We start from the raw sequence: 15,698 nt of genomic DNA, 5'->3' as shown, positions 1-15,698 counted from the left end.
AATCAATTTAACCATGAAAAGTGCAGGATATCAATACGGAAGCAAAGAGTTTTTTATTTAAAGCGCTTACTTTTTGGAGGGGATGAATAACAATTATGTTTTATCTTAATATCTTATAGTAGCCCGTTACAAGAGGGAGGAAGTGCAATTGCGTTATGAAATAATTGGAAGTTTATTTTTTATCCTACTGTTTCTTGGAGTGTTCGTTGGAATCATCTTTAACAAAGTCGAACTATTCGGCTTCTTAGGTCTACTGCTTGGACTAGGAGTAGTTTTCTTATTTCGGAAAAGGAAAAAATGAGCGGGACAGGGGGTCAGAGCGATTGTCCCCGGGACAATTGCTCTGACCCCCTGTCCCGCTAGGCTTACGCTCCTTCGAGTTGGAGGAGGGATTTCTTCAGGGTGAGGCCGGCGCGGAAGCCTCCAAGGGTGCCGTTCTTCTGGATGACACGGTGGCAGGGTACAGCAATGAGGACAGGATTTCTTCCAATTGCTGTTCCGACAGCTCGAATGCTTTTCGGATTTCCAATTGCCTCTGCAATCTCAGAATAGGTTCTCGTCTCCCCATAAGGAATGTGCTGTAAAGCTTCCCAAACGGCAAGCTGGAACGCGGTGCCCTTAAGATCAAGAGGAACATCAAGCATTTTTTTCTCCCCTGAAAAGTAGTTTTCGAATGCGCGCTTATAATATTGTAGCTTCTTTTCATTCCGCTCAAATGATTGATTTGGGTTCTGCTTTAGTAGCCAAGTCTTCATATCTTCTTCTGTTTCATTGAATCCACCGGCCCAGCACAACCCTTTCTCCGTAGCAGCTAAAATCATACGCTCTCCGTTCGATTTTAGCGAGCTGAAATAAATGACGTCCGCATTCCTATCCATCTGGAACAACTCCTAACTGTTTTTTATTTCATCCTCGTTAATCGGATACGTTCCGTGCACTTCACCAAAGAACTTATTATATCGTTGTTTAAATTTATCAAATAGATATTGGACAAGAACTTTCAAAATTGCATATCCTGGGATCCCTAGGATAACACCAACAATGCCGAAGAGATTTCCGGATACAAGCAAGACGATGATAATCGTAAGCGGGTGGATCTGCATCGTGCGCCCCATCACATTCGGGGAAATAAAGTTCCCTTCTAAGAACTGCACAGCCGCCCAAACAATCGCAAGCTTCAGCAGCATAAACGGGGAGTCGACAATCGAAATAATGATTGCCGGAAGAATCGCGATAGTCGGCCCGAGATATGGTACAACAGACGTCACTGCAGCAATGATTGCGAGTGTCAACGCGTAAGGCATACCAATAATTAAGTAACCGATATATAAAAGAATTCCGATGCAAGTCGCAACGATAATCTGACCTTGGATATAAGAACCGACCTGTGTATCCATATTATGAAGAATCCGGCTCACATCTTTTCTGAAAGCTGGTGGCAGCAAGGTCAAGAAATAATTTTTAAATCGTCCTCCATCCTTTAACAAGAAGAAAAGAATAATAGGAAATGTCACAATCGTGACGACAATATTTGTTACCGCAGAAGCGAACGTCTGCACACTTTCAAAGGCGTTAATCAGGTATCCGCCAACGATACCCGGCAGATCACTTAAATTATTAGCCACCCAGTTATATCCTTCCTCATAATAAGGTGCGAGAAAAGAGCTTTGCACCCAATTCGTAATGGTTTCCCCGAGTTGGGATAGATAATTAGGGAAGTTCCGGATTAAATCGTTAATTTGCGTTTCGATCAGTGGAGCTGTAAGCAGCACAACACCTGTTAAAATACCGGCAATCGCAAGTATCAGAATAATGATTCCCCAAATCCGTTTAATTCGGAACCGCTCGAGTAAATTCACAATCGGATTTAATAGATAAAAGGCAATGAATGCCAATATCAGTGGCGGCGTTATGGTCGAAACGATAACGAGCACTGGATAGAACACAAAAGAAATCCGCTCAAAAATAAAAATGGTGAGCCCAATCAGCGATAATAAAGCAAAGAGAAAGAATAAATTTTTACCGCCGAGAAATGTAATAAATCTGCTTGTTTGCTTCATCTTTTACCTCTTTTCCCCGTAGACAGTTGTTCGTTTTAGTTTAATGAAATAACTTACCTTCAGTATAAGATAAATAGAGATTAAAAAACAGCATCAATTCGTTACCAATTCTTTATTTTTCTCCTTTTGTCTGTTAGAAAGAAGCATCGTGAGAAAAGCAACGACAACAAATAGGCCACCGATGTATGGATTGATTTCTACTCCTACTCGGTCAATTGAAATTCCGCCGATGAAGGAACCAAAGGCAATACCGAAGTGGAGAGCGGAGTTGCTGATGCTGATTTGCATATCCGCTGTTTCCGGAGCAGAATCGATTAAATAACTTTGCATCGGGGGTGTGACTGACCAACTCATTAATCCCCACAAGGCAAGCACGACAATAAATAATGGCATGATTGATGTTGTATGGGAGATGGCGAATAGCATGGCAGCATAAATCGTAATGAAGAGCAAGATTACTCGCGTATTACCAAATTTATCTCCCAATGTTCCACCGAAAGCTCCTCCACTTACCGCAGCAAGCCCGAACAGGAGATACACGATGCTAATGCTATTTTCCTCAAGCCCCATCGTTACTTGTACAAATGGTGTCAAATAGGCATATAACACTGCATGTCCCGTGAGCATGAGAAAGATGGTTAAATGGGCGAAGAAAACTTTCTGGTCTTTCAGTGAAAGGAATTGTTCTTTAATTGTACTGACTGGACGTGGAGCAACGCGCTCCATGAAGAAATAGACTCCAACCATACTAATGACAGTGAGAATAACAATCATGAGAAAAGGAGCACGCCACCCGAATAGGTTGCCAAGACTTAGCCCAATTGGTACACCTAACACAAGCGAAGCACTAACACCCATACTTACAATCCCAATCGCACGTCCGCGGTATTTAGGTTCGACAATGTTCGCTGCGAGCACAACACAGAGGATGATTAAGATTGAACTGCTCACGGCAGAAATAATTCTTCCGATAAAGAGAATACTATAAGACGGACTAATTAGTGCAAGTATATTCCCGAATAAGAAGACGGTTAAGGAAATCAATGCGAGTCGTTTTCGCTCGACTTTCGCAGTGAGAACGAGCAGAATCGGAGCAGCAATAGCGAATGTAAGAGAGAAGATTGTAATCAGCATTCCCGCAGATCCGAGACTCACATTCAAATCTTCCGCAATCAGATCGAGAATTCCCCCGATAATGAGCTCCACCATTCCGACGACAAAGGATACCGTCATTAAAAAATAGACACGTTTATTCATGATGTAACGACCTTTCTATTATTAGTACATGTATTAACAGTCTGTTATACCCCCCACCTCTAAACAAGAGGGAAAACCAAAATGTTAAGGTGGGGATAAACAGTCCGTAAATTCCTGATTCTGTTCAACTAACATTCAGTGGGGAGGGAAGCCCCACTGAATGAAGTTTCACTTTATTATTCTACGGGTTAACCGTTAATTTCACAAGAGTCGAGCATAAGGAGGAAAAAGCGCGTGAAGTTTGTTATAATTGAATTACCTCAAGTTTTAAAGGGAGGACAACGTGTTGAGCACAGAAGTGAAATTACAAAAAGAAGCAATGCACATGTTAAAGCTGACAAGTAGAACTTTTTATATACCAATTAAATTATTAAAATCGAAGCTACGAAAAACAGTTGGCGCAGCTTATTTATGCATGCGTGCGATTGATGAGATTGAAGATCATGAAACAATGCAGAAAGAAACGAAAACACATTTACTGCGGAAGACAGCTGAACTGTTGCGGTCCGAAAAAGGTTTTGACCGTGAAGCATATGAAACGCTAATCAAGCCTTACGAAGAATTACCGGAAGTAACTCAGCGCCTCGCTGATTGGATCGACGTCTGCCCAGCGGAAATTACTAGGAAAGTGATGGAAGCAACAAGCATTATGGCGGACGGAATGGCGAAATGGGTCGAAAAAGACTTCATTGTAACGACAAAGGAAGAACTTGATGAATATACGTACTTTGTAGCTGGGATCGTTGGTGTTATGCTATCCGATATTTGGAAGTGGTATGACGGTACGGAAACCGATTATGACCTCGCAATCGGATATGGCCGCGGTCTGCAAGCGGTGAACATGTTAAGAAATCAGGACGAAGATGCGGAACGTGGTGTCCGTTTCATCCCGGATGGTTGGACGCGTGCTGATATGTTCGATTATGCTCGAGATAACTTGGCCAAGGCGGATGAATATATGGAAGACCTTGAGACGAAGAATATTGTCCTCTTCTGCCGAATTCCGCTTGCCCTTGCGAAGAAGACGCTAAAAGCAATGGATGACGGACACGAGAAGATGACCCGGACCGAAGTAGAAAATACCGTGGACGAGATTTTAAAAGAAGAAGCATAAGAAAAAAGCTGCCATTTTGAGCTGGGCAGCTTTTTTGTGGCATAGGAAACTATAATATAAAAATGCTGTAATAATATAGGTATCCTAGGCTAGCCACGTCCGGCTTCAGCGCCCAGCAACTATCAAACTTCACACTCCTCCAGTCGATAAGTCAACATCAACTCACTGCGTTCGTTGTGTTTCCTTTATCTCATTCCGGAGTGCTCCAGTTTGTACGTTGCTGAACGGGCGCTTCCGCCTTTGGTCTCTTTAATTAATTTCCAGATTGCAAGTACGATAAAGATACTTTCAGGTTCGCGTTCTTTTCCCGAATCCGGTCGAGCAGTACTTTATCGTTCGTATCATTCTTCGTCCGGATTGCGTATGTGTACATAATCATCGTTCCAAGGTTTGTCGTTTCCACCTGGCGCAGGTGACTTGAGAGTGTGAACTCTTCGAATACGTCATCAAGCAGGTTCTCATGGTTCAAATTCTCCGGTACGGTCACTTTAAGAATCTGGGTGTCCTTGCCTTTCCCATAATTGACTTTATGGAGGATATAAAATAAAATACTTGCGAAAAATGTCAAGATGATGGCTAACTGGAATTGATATAATCCACTAGTCATCCCAACCGAAAGCCCGAAAAATATATAAGCAATATCTTTTGCATCTGTTACAGCACTACGGAAGCGGATTAGGGAGAAGACTGCGAATAAACCAAAGGCAACTCCGGCATTCCCGCTCACCACGTTCATAATAACAGATACGACAACACTCATGATAATGATTGTGTGCACGAAATTCTGAGAATAACGCTCACCTGAAAAGGTAATTTGATAAACAAGCGTAATAATAATACTTAAAATCGTTGTAAGTGCCATTGCGGCTAAACTGAGCACCAATGTCGTTTCCCCACCATCTACTGTAAAAAATTGATTGATCATATCCATCTTACATTCCTCCTATATGAACCGTTTCACGCGCCGTTCCTGCGGGTGATGCGATACCATGCAATAATTCCATACTTGTGCAAAACTTCGAAGCACTTCGCTGTTCGCAATCGAGCTCCTGCAAAATACGTGCAAGCCATAATGGGACACTATCATTCACTTTCACTTCAAGAACAACGAGATCTTCATCAATGAATAAGTCCCCATAAGAACCGTTTGCCAACTGTAGATCATCATCCCTGCAGCGTAAATTAAAGTCGAATGTCATTCTTAAGTCTGCATCTTCTTTATGATGCAATGCATGCCGGTCATAACTGACGACCATTTCCGGTTCTAAATGATATAAGTTTCTAAAGTAGTCGATTTCTCGTAATACTTGCAGATTGGAAGTCTCGAATTCTTCCAAACTCCGATTCGGGAAATAAATGTAACGGTAGGCTTCAGATAAAGGAAGACGCATCCGTCGTTTATTCACAACCTTCTTATGTTTCTGTTTCACTTCGAAAAAAGCCGTACTATCCAAAGCCGCATCATCATACACACGTAGTCTCAGCTTTTGCCGATACTTTAATTTGTTCTTCGTTTCATAATAAATTTTCCAGTCGTTACTTTCGAAATAGAGGCTCGTCACCGTGTACTTGCCATTGTTACCGAACTTATCCGGCCGCATGTAGGGAGAAATCCTGTCAACAAGTTCTTCATATTGTTTCGTTGTAATTAAATATTTCTGTTCTCTTCTCCTAAAAATTTCAATTGCCATGTCCTTTCTCCTCCTTGCAATGTAATATTATCCGCCAGAGGTAAAAGCGCGCTGTGAGGAAGATGAGAAATTGGTAAGAATTTGTTGATGAATTGTTAATATAAATTTACATTTGAGTTCAGGTCTAGAGTTCTATTGGACGAGTCTCATAGATTTCCCTTCCTATTTGTCCGATAGCCCAATCTAACAACTCACCATTACGGAAACAACATCGGACTTAATGGTCTGTCCAACTTATATCATTAAAAAAACAGGACATCCAAGAATAGTGCTTGAATGTCCCGCTCCTATTAAAAGCATTGGAAGGATTGAATTTGATTAAGGTCGATTCCGAAATACACCCAACGGTTCCCTCGCCAGCGGAAACCTGCGATTGAATTTCTTCCGACAAAGGTCGGGTAGAACCAGAATTGATCTCTTCTTAACCAAATATAAGTGAAGCGGAATAAACAGCCGCGAATAGCGCCCGGATCAACAGCAAAGGTTTGCACCTGACTTTGCTGTGGGGTGAAATTCGGTGGTGGAGCGGAAGGTGGTCCTACTTGCTGCTGCCCTTGCCCTGGAAATCCGCCCGGTCCTCCGGGTCCTCCAGGTCCACCCGGCGGCCAGCCTCCTCCGAAACCAGGCCCACCGGGTCCTCCAGGTCCACCCGGCGACCAGCCTCCTCCGAAACTAGGCCCACCGGGTCCTCCAGATCCACCCGGCCAGCCTCCTCCGAAGTTAGGCCCACCAGGTCCCCCTGGTGACCAGCTGCCACCAGAGCCAGGTCCCAACTGTCCACTTGGAAACCCTGGTCCAAACGGTGGAGGAGATTGCTGTCCGCCACCGACAATTGGTAAATTACTCGGGAATAGTCTTTCCTCATCATACTCTTCGTACTCATCATGTGGGTATTGATACGGATCATACGGATTATGATTCATTCGTTCAACCTCCTAAACATACTCTTCCATTCACTATATGGTGAAAACGTCTAGAAGGAGATTGAATTACCCAAGAATGGGCGAATGAAATAAAAATAATTTTAAAGGACTTGGTGAGATGTATGTCGCAGATGAGCGATTCACGAAAAACATTGACCAGTTTGGGGAAGGCTTGGCAATGTTTATGCGGGATGCGATGGCTGTGTATACTGAAGGGAAATAAACCGGTGCTGGAAAAACAGCCTTGATCAATTTATTAATGAGATTTTATGAATTAAATAGTGGTTCGATTAAGGTTGATGGAATCAATATACAAGCTATGTCACGTTCTGAACTGAAAAAATATTAGGTATCGTTCTTCAGAATACGTGGCTATTTAATGGAACGATTAAGGAAAATATAGCTTATGGTAATGAAAGCGCTCAAAAATGCTGACCTTATATTGGTAATGGATAAAGGAAATATTATGGAGCAAGGCACACATGTTGAATTATTGGAGAAAAAGGGGTTTTATGCAGACCTATATAACAGCCAATTCTCGAACAAGCCAGCGATATGAGAAGCATTGGTTGGCTATATGCTTGATAAATCATTCGCCAAGTAAGAAAAATATGGATATATTAAAAGCAAAAAAGCCGAATGCACCGTATCATTCGGCTTTTTGCTATCAAAAGTGAATCTATTATTTACACTGAAAATCGATGTTAGACTTTATTAATTTTTAAGATAAGTGGTATGATAGAAAGAATACAACTAAGGAGGGGACAAAAATGATAGAAACAACAGCTCATAACACTCCATTGCAAAATGATGTGAATATGCTTGGAAATATACTAGGCGAAATATTAGTCCTCCATGGTGGTAAAGCGTTATTTGATAAAGTCGAAACGATTCGAAAAATGACGAAAAGTATTCGAAAAAAATTCGATAAAGATTTGTATGCGGAATTGAAACAAGAAATCAGCAACTTACAACCACCAATGAGGCAACAAGTAATTCGGGCATTTTCTGTTTATTTCCATCTCGTGAACGTAGCGGAGCAGAATCACCGGATTAGGCGCAGACGCCAATATCTACTTGAGGAAGGGACAAGTCAAGCCTTCTCACTCGAGAAAGCGGTCACTAAAGTAAAGGAATATAATTTGAATGAAGAAGAGATACAGGGCGTTCTCAATGACTTATCGATTGAACTAATTATGACGGCTCACCCAACCGAGGCGACAAAGCGAACGGTCCTTGAAAGTCAAAAACGGATATCAGAAAACCTTCGTAAAATAGATAACCCGCTTATCACCGAGTGGGAGAGGAAAGCAATTGAGGACAGTCTGTTCAACGAAGTAATGGCATTATGGCATACCGATGAATTAAGACATAGGAAGCCGGAAGTGTTGGATGAAGTGAAGAATGGTCTCTATTACTTTAATCAGGTCCTCTTCGATACACTACCTGACGTTTTCTGGGAATTGGAATTACAGCTCCGGGATCAGGTAGCAGAGAAGGAGTGGCAAGTGCCAAACTTTATCCGTTTCGGTTCCTGGATCGGTGGTGATAGGGACGGGAATCCGAATGTAACGCCAGAAATCACTTGGACGACACTTGAAATGCAACAGCAGCTTATTTTAAAGAAATATGAAGCTTCCATTACGAATTTAATGAGAAGGTTCAGTCAATCTACCGAACGCTTAGTTATCGAACAAGAATTCATCGAAAAGGTAGAAGCTGAGGAGAAAGAATACTTAGAAAAAGATGAAAAATGGCGAGTGAAATCCGAAGTCTATCGACGTAAATTTGCTGTTATTTTAAAACGTATCAGAGAAAAAGGGAAATCAGTCTTAGGCTATACCCGTGCAGAGGAATTAGCTAGTGACCTGAAGGAAATCAAAAGAAGTGTAGAAAAACATTTACCAGAAAATAGAAAACTAAAAGCGATTCGCAAGCTTATCCGCCAAGTAGAGATGTTTGGTTTCCATTTGGCGACACTGGATATCCGGAATCACAGCGGGGAACATGAATCAGCAATTGCAGAGATTTTAAAAGTAGTCAAACTCGCTGACGATTATTCCAATCTTACGGAAACCGAGAAACAAGCATTCTTGTATAAAATATTGGAAGACCCAAGACCATTACTGCTTACAGACGATAGATATTCCAAAGCGACACAGGATATGTTACGCGTATTCAAAATGATTAAGCAGGCACATGAAGAATTTGGCAAACGTGCGATTGAAGTTTATTTAATTAGTATGACAGAATCTCCAAGTGACTTACTGGAAGTCCTTGTACTTGCTAAAGAAGTTGGACTGTACCGGATCAATCAGGACGGAACAGTAGAAAGTGATTTGGACGTCGCACCACTACTTGAAACAATTGATGATTTGAAAGCAGGTCCGGAGATCATGCAGACCTTATTTGAGGCAGACGTTTACAAAAAACAACTGGAAGCACGTCACAATCATCAAGAAATTATGCTGGGCTATTCCGATGGAAGCAAAGACGGTGGAACGCTAAGCGCGAATTGGGAACTGTTTAAAGCACAGAAAGATATTCACCGGATGGCAAGAAATTATAATATTCATTTGAAGTATTTCCATGGACGTGGCGGCTCATTAGGTCGCGGGGGTGGTTCACTCCATACGAGTATTCTCTCACAGCCAGTGGAAACACTTGGAGATGGTGTGAAAATTACGGAGCAAGGTGAAGTACTATCCTCGAGATATTTACTGGAAGATATCGCCTACCGAAACTTGGAGCAAGCAGCTTCCGCTTTATTTGAAGCGAGCGCCAAAGTTGCGAGCGCACCTGACCAGATGGAACTTCGTAAAGAAGAATGGGAAACAGCAATGGAAGTCATTTCAGAAAAATCATTGGAAAAATATCAATCCCTTGTTTTCGGTGATCCCGATTTCCTAACCTATTTCAACGAAGCGACACCACTAGCGGAACTTGATGCATTAAATATCGGCTCCCGCCCAATGAGCAGAAAGAACAGTCAGCATTTCGAGGACTTGCGTGCAATCCCATGGGTCTTCGCCTGGACACAGTCGAGACACTTACTCCCGGCTTGGTATGCAGCAGGTACAGGCTTACAAACATTCATAGACCAGGATGAAAGTAACTTGGAGATCCTGCAGACGATGTATAACGATTGGGCTTTCTTCCATGCAACGGTCAACAACTTGCAAATGGCTTTATTGACGGCAGATATGGGAAGTGCGAGAGAGTACTTGGAATTAGTGGAAGATCCAGAAGTAGCCAAACGGATATTTAACAATATTAAGGATGAGTATAAACGAACAAGAGCGGCATTATTGCAAATTACTGGCAATGAAGTGCTCCTATGCCACTCACCAAATATTCGAGAATCCGTCCATCTCCGTAATCCATATGTTGACCCGTTAAACATTTTGCAGGTCGATTCCATCCGGAGATTAAGAGCGACGGAAAATCCTTCTGAAGAATTGAAGACGGATGTGTTATTGACGATTAATGGTGTTGCGGCGGGGTTAGTTAATACGGGTTGATTAGAAGGAAAATTAAATAGTGAAATGAAGAAACCAGATTGGCTGTTGTAGACAGTTAAGCTGGTTTTTTCATATGGTTCACCAGCAATAAACTTTCATATATAAAGAACCCCCGAGGAGATTCCCTGCGGGGTGGTTTGCCCGCGACATGACGGGCGAAGTATTGTTAGTCTATTCATATAAGAGAAATATATGCAAAAAAATAAAAGGAGCCAATATGAGGGCTCCTTTTTGAATGAAATGAATCACGATTATTATTCAATGAATAAACCTTGTATTTTAGTGTTTTTGACAAGGAGCGACTATTATATTGCTTGCAGTGGAGTTAATTAAGTTGTTCGAGATAACTATTACAGGTCTATCCGCTTCAATATTTGAGTTTTGTTCGGATCCGACATTTTCGCCTAGTTCAAATAAATCCCGCCTTGGGATGTAAACTATTATATTATTCCTTTGAAAACACCGAAAGAATCGCTGCTTGTTGCAAAATCTTTAAGGGAGAAAGGGCATAAAGTGGAACTTGAATTGGTGGACAAAAAATTGGGGAAAGCACTTGATAAAACGAACAAGGAAAATGTGAAAAAAGTGATTATTGTTGGCGAAAAAGAGGTTGCTAAGAATCAAATTACGATAAAGGATATGGAAACCGGTGAAGAGACGGTTGAATCTTTTGTGTTTAATAATACACCATCTCGAGCAATCGGCTGTTCAGTGTCGAACATAAACATAGAAAAAGAACTCATTCACAAGATATAGATAAAGAAACAATTAATATTCCGCGAAGAGAGTCATAGGGAGAGAAATATTTCCCGGGAAATGTTGAAAAATGAAAAAATATGCTTACATTTGTATTAAGCCATACTTTGTTTAAAAACGTAACACAAGGTTGTTTAGGGAAGGACGGCAAAAGCCAATACACCGCTTCGTTCATAAGTTTGGGAGGAGGTAGGAGTCAGTGAATGCCAAGAAAATGGATAACGAAGCCAGTAAAGCAAAAGCTCGAGAACTTAGGAAAACATTATATCTTTGTGCCAATGGAAGTCCGTAAAGCCAAAGTAAAAAGAACGTCGGAAAGGCCGTATGAGAGAAAATTTCACGTACGTTTTGATGAGGGGAACGGGAAAAAGAATTGCCCTCTTGTCTGGCTTAGTAAGGTGGAAAGCCCTGAACCCTGAGGATAAAGAAGGCAATATCTAATCCCTGTTTTCTACATTACATGTATATTCATCTGTTTAAAGAAGTTCCCCTATATCCATAGAAATTTGATTTCTTACTAAAATTACTCAAGAAAAAGACGGCCAATAGTGGCCGCCTTTGTATATCAACAAAGCAATTATTTAATTATCGTTTCGTTTATTTGCCCTAGCTCTTCCGCCTTTACGTCCAGCTTCTTCTTGACTCATTTTATTGGAATTGTTAGTGGACTGATTTGCTCTTGCCTCTCCACCCTTGTGACCAATTTCTTCATAGAAATCCTCGTCATGATTTCTTGCAGTGGCTTCTCCACCTTTTTGGCCAATCTCTTGGTAAAACTCTTTATCATGAGTCTCGGCAGTGGTTTCTCCACCTTTTTGACCGATCTCTTGATAAAACTCTTTGTCATGATTTCTTGAAGTAGCTTCTCCGCCTTTACGACCAGCTTCCTCAACCGTCATCTTCTTATTGTTCTGATTTTCTTTACGTGCCACTTTAAATACCTCCTTGGTAGTATTTTTACGTGCAGTAACTGCCGTAAAGTAGGGAAATTCATTTCCCATCAGCAATATTTTCTTGCTTACAGGATGCATTCCCGTTCAAGTCTATACTAAACATAGGATTGAGATTGTTATATTTTTGTAAAGAAAAGACATCAGACTTTAAAATGAAAAGGGGTTAGTTGGCAATTTAGAGTAAATAGTAACTTGTGTCTAGTAAAAGAAGATTTTAAAAAGCTGATTTCCTAAAGTCGGTCATGATGTAGATCCAAGAACACAACTAAGAAATTAAGAATAAATCGGTTTATTTATAAAAATGAGAAGGGGGAATGATGAATGGAGATCTCACAATACTTTTAGATATTGATTGTTCTAACTACGAAATTCTCGCCCCTTCTCAAAAACATGAAAGATTAGATTTTGATAATAATGGACTTAATTAAAGGATCTTAATTTCTGGATATTCCTGTCCCTTGTGGATTTTAACTTCATTTAAATATGTTAAAATAGACTAAAGATTAATTCAAAAAGCTTTTTGTTCAACAATCGGTTCATCTAATAGAGGAAGCTTTTCAACACATAAGGTAATGAGAAGGATATTGATCACTAAGAGGGAATTAATAGAAGTAGGGTGTTTAAAAAATGTTATATAAGTGGTGATTAAGTGGAGTTGATATTTATTCGTCATGGTCAAGGAGAACATACACTAGATATACCAAACAGTTTACACATAAAAAATCCTGCATTAACAGCAAAAGGAATAAATCAAGCGAAGGTGTTAAGGAAAAAGTTCCCCTTAACGGATGAGGATATTATATTTATTAGTCCTATTAGAAGAACGCTGGAAACTGCACTAATTTGGGCTTGGAATATTGATTGTCGTAAGATTGTAAGTCCATTAGTATCCCCACGAATATTTCCTATCCGCCCAACGGAAAAACCTTGCCTTGTGATACAATAATTGATTTAGAAACAATCAAAAAAGGTTATCCGAATTTTGAAATTGATATGAATGTTCCACCTGATTTGTGGTCTGATGGTATAAATACTATGCCCGATTGTGAATTCAATAAAATTGCGGTAAAATTTATTGCAAATTTGAAGTTGTTAAAAAAGGATAAGATTTATATAGTTTCACACGATGGTACTATTACTGCTTACCGCCAATTGATTTCTGGCCAAAGTTTATCCAGAAGAGACTTTCTAAATGAAACAGGGTGGTTTCAAATTAAATGTTGAAGAATATAAATATCCATTGTAATGTCTATTCCCTAAGAATGATTTTCAAGAATTGGGAGTGATTGCAGAACAAACCTTTTCGAGAAAAGGGTCGGATTGTAGTATAAACTGCTGATAATAAAAATTGCTAAAAAAATTTCAGTAAATGGGGAATAGCCTTGATTAAAAAGATAGATATAACCAATCCTGAGGTTTCAAAAGAAGTATTAAACATTCAAATACCTTCATACAACGTGGAGGCAAAAATAATTGACTTTTATGATATACCGCCTTTAAAGGACACCGTGCAGTCGTTACAACAATGTGGGGAGACTTTCTTTGGTTATTACTTAAATAAAGAGTTATGCGGAGTTATTTCTATAAAAACAGACGGTAGGATAATCGATATACACCGATTAATGGTGCATCCTAAACATTTCAGGAAGGGAATTGCTGAGAAGTTATTAAATTTTATCGAGGTCGAATTGGAAAAATTTGAAGCAATAGTAGTATCAACTGGAACCCAAAATGCACCGGCAGTAGCCTTCTATTTGAAAAACGGATTCTTAAAGACAGAAGAAATACAGATAACGGAGTTCCTATCTCTAACTACCTTTAAAAAACAAAAACAATTAATAAAATGAGGCTCTACAACGCTTTTTAAAGTTAAAAAACACTCTTCCATTCTGTAATAGAATAAGTAAGAGTGTTTTTAGGTAGTGGAGCTGACGGGATTTGAACCCGTGACCCCTTGTCTGCCAGACAAGTATTCTCCCGCTGAACTACAGCCCCATTTTAAAACTTTAAATAGATGAAATTTGCAAAGCAATATTATTATATAACAATGATAGGGTAAAATCAAGTTTTAAAGAAAATAGAGAAGATATTTGAAATAATAGACCCTTAATAAAGGGGTTTATTTTCTTGGTTATTCCTATTATCCCGTGGATTAAAAATTCATTTCCTTAATGTGTATATGAAATTTATTAACGAAATAGGGAACCCCACCATTCCACAATATAATTCCCTAGTTCACATCCACCGAAAAAAGTATGATTATGGAAGTGTAGTTACTTTTGGTTTATTTATCGCTTATGATGTTTTAAACCCAACTTTTATTAGAGAACATAAACCCCACACAGTAAACTCACTCCTTGACCCCTTAGAATAAATCGGTTATTCTAAAGGCAGAATATGGTTAGGCGAAGGAAATCTCTCGCCTTAGGATTTTGGGATTCTTACTTTGCCGAGTGAGAGTCTTTTTAGTGTCTTGGGTACATTTTTAAAAGCTATCGCCTAGTTTAGGTCTAAACGCAATAGATTTATTGGTGATATTTCCGACCATATTTTTGGTTGCCAAAGTTCAAATTGCTTATCTATTAATTAAGAAATCAGGTGATTATGATAGAAGAAAATAAATTATTATCAGCATTGTGTTATTGGAGTATCTTTTTTGCACCCATCTTGTTTCCAATCATTGTTTGGATTCTCGGAAATGAAACAACTAAACTACATGCGAAAAAAGCACTTTGGACACATATAATTCCAGCGATTGCATCACTTATTGCTATTCTTGTTCTTGCTGCCTTAGGATTAGGGTTATCAGAACCAACTGGGGCATTTTATATTGCAACCATCATCGCCGTAGTCATATGCTTCCTTATTGATGTATACTACTTTATTTGGAATATTATTAAAGGGATAAAAGTAATTACGTATTAGGGCTCCAATATTAAGAAGTCTATCCAACCTAAACGGGCAGTGAGACTCCCGGTTCAAGTACGAGGAAGGTAGGTGGGAGATTAACTGCCCGTAAAGGACCGATAAGTGCGACTAACCATCAGTGGAGGATGGAGGCTTCCCACTGAAGTCGTCTTTATGAAGAACACTCTTGCTTATTCTATAGTTGAATTAGCAAGAGTGTTCTTTTGTTTGGTTAAGAATGACGCCTAGGGGCTCGAACCCCTGGGCCTCTTCACAGCCAGTGAATCACTTTCCCAAACAGGATGTTTTCACTCCCATCATAATTATGAGACTCTACAACGCTTTAATGGACCTTGTGAAGGCGTTTGGAATATATGGTAAAATGAGTTATAAATATTGTGAAAAAAGGTACTTAAACTAACGGGCAGAAGAGTTTAAGAAGGGGGGAAAGTAATTGAAGTCATTACTAATGCTTGTTGCTTGCTTATTTTTGCTGGGGGCGTGTAGTTCCAATCT

16 protein-coding genes, 1 tRNA gene and 2 pseudogenes are annotated in these 15,698 nt (G+C 40.0%); 11 read left to right on the top strand and 8 right to left on the bottom strand.

Annotated features, from left to right (window positions below; genetic code table 11):
* Positions 1-148: 148 nt before the first annotated feature.
* Positions 149-301 (top strand): hypothetical protein, encoded by a 153-nt coding sequence (locus tag WKU33_RS02515; protein WP_156857631.1) that lies wholly within the window; start codon positions 149-151, stop codon positions 299-301.
* A gap of 64 nt (positions 302-365) precedes the next feature.
* Here WKU33_RS02515 and WKU33_RS02510 read toward each other — a convergent pair whose 3' ends face one another.
* The 3 genes from WKU33_RS02510 to WKU33_RS02500 all read right to left on the bottom strand — a co-directional run bounded on the left by WKU33_RS02510 (position 366) and on the right by WKU33_RS02500 (position 3,317).
* A complete protein-coding gene (locus WKU33_RS02510; protein WP_336251963.1) occupies positions 366-878 on the bottom strand; it encodes a methylated-DNA--[protein]-cysteine S-methyltransferase in 513 nt (170 codons plus the stop codon).
* A 12-nt stretch (positions 879-890) separates the two neighbouring features.
* The gene (locus WKU33_RS02505) at positions 891-2,060 is read right to left on the bottom strand and encodes an AI-2E family transporter (protein WP_336251964.1); all 1,170 of its coding nucleotides are present in this window, start codon (positions 2,058-2,060) and stop codon (positions 891-893) included.
* Between the two features lie 93 nt (positions 2,061-2,153).
* Positions 2,154-3,317, bottom strand: coding sequence for an MFS transporter (locus WKU33_RS02500; RefSeq protein WP_336251965.1), 1,164 nt, complete (start codon positions 3,315-3,317; stop codon positions 2,154-2,156).
* 286 nt (positions 3,318-3,603) lie between these two features.
* On the opposite strand from WKU33_RS02500, the gene WKU33_RS02495 reads away from it, so the two are divergent.
* Positions 3,604-4,431 carry a phytoene/squalene synthase family protein gene (locus tag WKU33_RS02495; RefSeq protein ID WP_336251966.1) on the top strand — a complete coding sequence of 276 codons (828 nt, stop codon included), beginning with the start codon at positions 3,604-3,606 and terminating at the stop codon, positions 4,429-4,431.
* 253 nt (positions 4,432-4,684) lie between these two features.
* On the opposite strand, the gene WKU33_RS02490 is transcribed toward WKU33_RS02495, so the two are convergent.
* From WKU33_RS02490 to WKU33_RS02480, 3 genes are all read right to left on the bottom strand, one after another.
* On the bottom strand, positions 4,685-5,362 hold the full coding sequence (locus WKU33_RS02490; protein ID WP_336251967.1) for a DUF4956 domain-containing protein: 678 nt from the start codon (positions 5,360-5,362) through the stop codon (positions 4,685-4,687).
* Position 5,363: 1 nt separating this feature from the next.
* The gene (locus WKU33_RS02485) at positions 5,364-6,122 is read right to left on the bottom strand and encodes a polyphosphate polymerase domain-containing protein (protein ID WP_156857626.1); all 759 of its coding nucleotides are present in this window, start codon (positions 6,120-6,122) and stop codon (positions 5,364-5,366) included.
* Positions 6,123-6,412: 290 nt separating this feature from the next.
* Entirely contained in the window at positions 6,413-7,045 is a 633-nt protein-coding gene (locus tag WKU33_RS02480) for a hypothetical protein (RefSeq protein WP_340453031.1), read from the bottom strand.
* Positions 7,046-7,145: 100 nt separating this feature from the next.
* On the opposite strand from WKU33_RS02480, the pseudogene WKU33_RS02475 reads away from it, so the two are divergent.
* The 5 genes and pseudogenes from WKU33_RS02475 to WKU33_RS02455 form a co-directional block, all read left to right on the top strand.
* A pseudogene (locus tag WKU33_RS02475) lies at positions 7,146-7,268 on the top strand (TipAS antibiotic-recognition domain-containing protein); the annotation flags it as partial.
* Positions 7,269-7,604 (top strand): annotated as a pseudogene (locus WKU33_RS02470) (ATP-binding cassette domain-containing protein); the annotation flags it as partial.
* 211 nt (positions 7,605-7,815) lie between these two features.
* A complete protein-coding gene (gene ppc, locus WKU33_RS02465) occupies positions 7,816-10,566 on the top strand; it encodes a phosphoenolpyruvate carboxylase (protein ID WP_340453030.1) in 2,751 nt (916 codons plus the stop codon).
* Between the two features lie 453 nt (positions 10,567-11,019).
* Positions 11,020-11,322, top strand: a complete 303-nt coding sequence (locus tag WKU33_RS02460) for a His/Gly/Thr/Pro-type tRNA ligase C-terminal domain-containing protein (RefSeq protein ID WP_232334466.1) — start codon at positions 11,020-11,022, stop codon at positions 11,320-11,322.
* A gap of 203 nt (positions 11,323-11,525) precedes the next feature.
* On the top strand, positions 11,526-11,741 hold the full coding sequence (locus tag WKU33_RS02455) for a hypothetical protein (protein WP_340453029.1): 216 nt from the start codon (positions 11,526-11,528) through the stop codon (positions 11,739-11,741).
* A gap of 162 nt (positions 11,742-11,903) precedes the next feature.
* On the opposite strand, the gene WKU33_RS02450 is transcribed toward WKU33_RS02455, so the two are convergent.
* Positions 11,904-12,221 (bottom strand): KGG domain-containing protein, encoded by a 318-nt coding sequence (locus WKU33_RS02450; protein WP_232334469.1) that lies wholly within the window; start codon positions 12,219-12,221, stop codon positions 11,904-11,906.
* A 703-nt stretch (positions 12,222-12,924) separates the two neighbouring features.
* Between WKU33_RS02450 and WKU33_RS02445 the strand changes: the two genes are divergently transcribed.
* From WKU33_RS02445 to WKU33_RS02435, 3 genes are all read left to right on the top strand, one after another.
* Positions 12,925-13,221 (top strand): histidine phosphatase family protein, encoded by a 297-nt coding sequence (locus WKU33_RS02445; RefSeq protein ID WP_340453028.1) that lies wholly within the window; start codon positions 12,925-12,927, stop codon positions 13,219-13,221.
* Positions 13,203-13,499, top strand: a complete 297-nt coding sequence (locus WKU33_RS02440) for a hypothetical protein (protein WP_340453235.1) — start codon at positions 13,203-13,205, stop codon at positions 13,497-13,499. Before WKU33_RS02445 ends, WKU33_RS02440 begins: the two co-directional genes overlap by 19 nt.
* A gap of 158 nt (positions 13,500-13,657) precedes the next feature.
* Entirely contained in the window at positions 13,658-14,122 is a 465-nt protein-coding gene (locus WKU33_RS02435) for a GNAT family N-acetyltransferase (protein ID WP_340453026.1), read from the top strand.
* A gap of 76 nt (positions 14,123-14,198) precedes the next feature.
* Here WKU33_RS02435 and WKU33_RS02430 read toward each other — a convergent pair.
* A tRNA-Ala gene (locus tag WKU33_RS02430) sits at positions 14,199-14,270 on the bottom strand.
* 609 nt (positions 14,271-14,879) lie between these two features.
* Here WKU33_RS02430 and WKU33_RS02425 point away from each other — a divergent pair.
* Positions 14,880-15,200: a DUF4870 domain-containing protein gene (locus tag WKU33_RS02425; protein ID WP_370459744.1), complete on the top strand. Its 321-nt coding sequence runs from the start codon at positions 14,880-14,882 to the stop codon at positions 15,198-15,200.
* Positions 15,201-15,698 lie beyond the last annotated feature (498 nt).

It is taken from the genome of Oceanobacillus sp. HCA-5259, assembly GCF_037892815.1.
GTDB classification, from domain to species: domain Bacteria; phylum Bacillota; class Bacilli; order Bacillales; family Amphibacillaceae; genus Oceanobacillus; species Oceanobacillus indicireducens.
Note: the sequence above shows the minus strand (reverse complement) of the source record. Positions and strands in the feature narration are given on the sequence as shown.

Coding starts and splice junctions, on each gene's coding strand:
- WKU33_RS02450 (WP_232334469.1), bottom strand. CDS start 12,221: ATGACGGTTGAGGAAGCTGGTCGTAAAGGCGGAGAAGCTACTTCAAGA.
- WKU33_RS02510 (WP_336251963.1), bottom strand. CDS start 878: ATGGATAGGAATGCGGACGTCATTTATTTCAGCTCGCTAAAATCGAAC.
- WKU33_RS02505 (WP_336251964.1), bottom strand. CDS start 2,060: ATGAAGCAAACAAGCAGATTTATTACATTTCTCGGCGGTAAAAATTTA.
- WKU33_RS02480 (WP_340453031.1), bottom strand. CDS start 7,045: ATGAATCATAATCCGTATGATCCGTATCAATACCCACATGATGAGTAC.
- ppc (WP_340453030.1), top strand. CDS start 7,816: ATGATAGAAACAACAGCTCATAACACTCCATTGCAAAATGATGTGAAT.
- WKU33_RS02485 (WP_156857626.1), bottom strand. CDS start 6,122: ATGGCAATTGAAATTTTTAGGAGAAGAGAACAGAAATATTTAATTACA.
- WKU33_RS02490 (WP_336251967.1), bottom strand. CDS start 5,362: ATGGATATGATCAATCAATTTTTTACAGTAGATGGTGGGGAAACGACA.
- WKU33_RS02500 (WP_336251965.1), bottom strand. CDS start 3,317: ATGAATAAACGTGTCTATTTTTTAATGACGGTATCCTTTGTCGTCGGA.
- WKU33_RS02455 (WP_340453029.1), top strand. CDS start 11,526: ATGCCAAGAAAATGGATAACGAAGCCAGTAAAGCAAAAGCTCGAGAAC.
- WKU33_RS02425 (WP_370459744.1), top strand. CDS start 14,880: ATGATAGAAGAAAATAAATTATTATCAGCATTGTGTTATTGGAGTATC.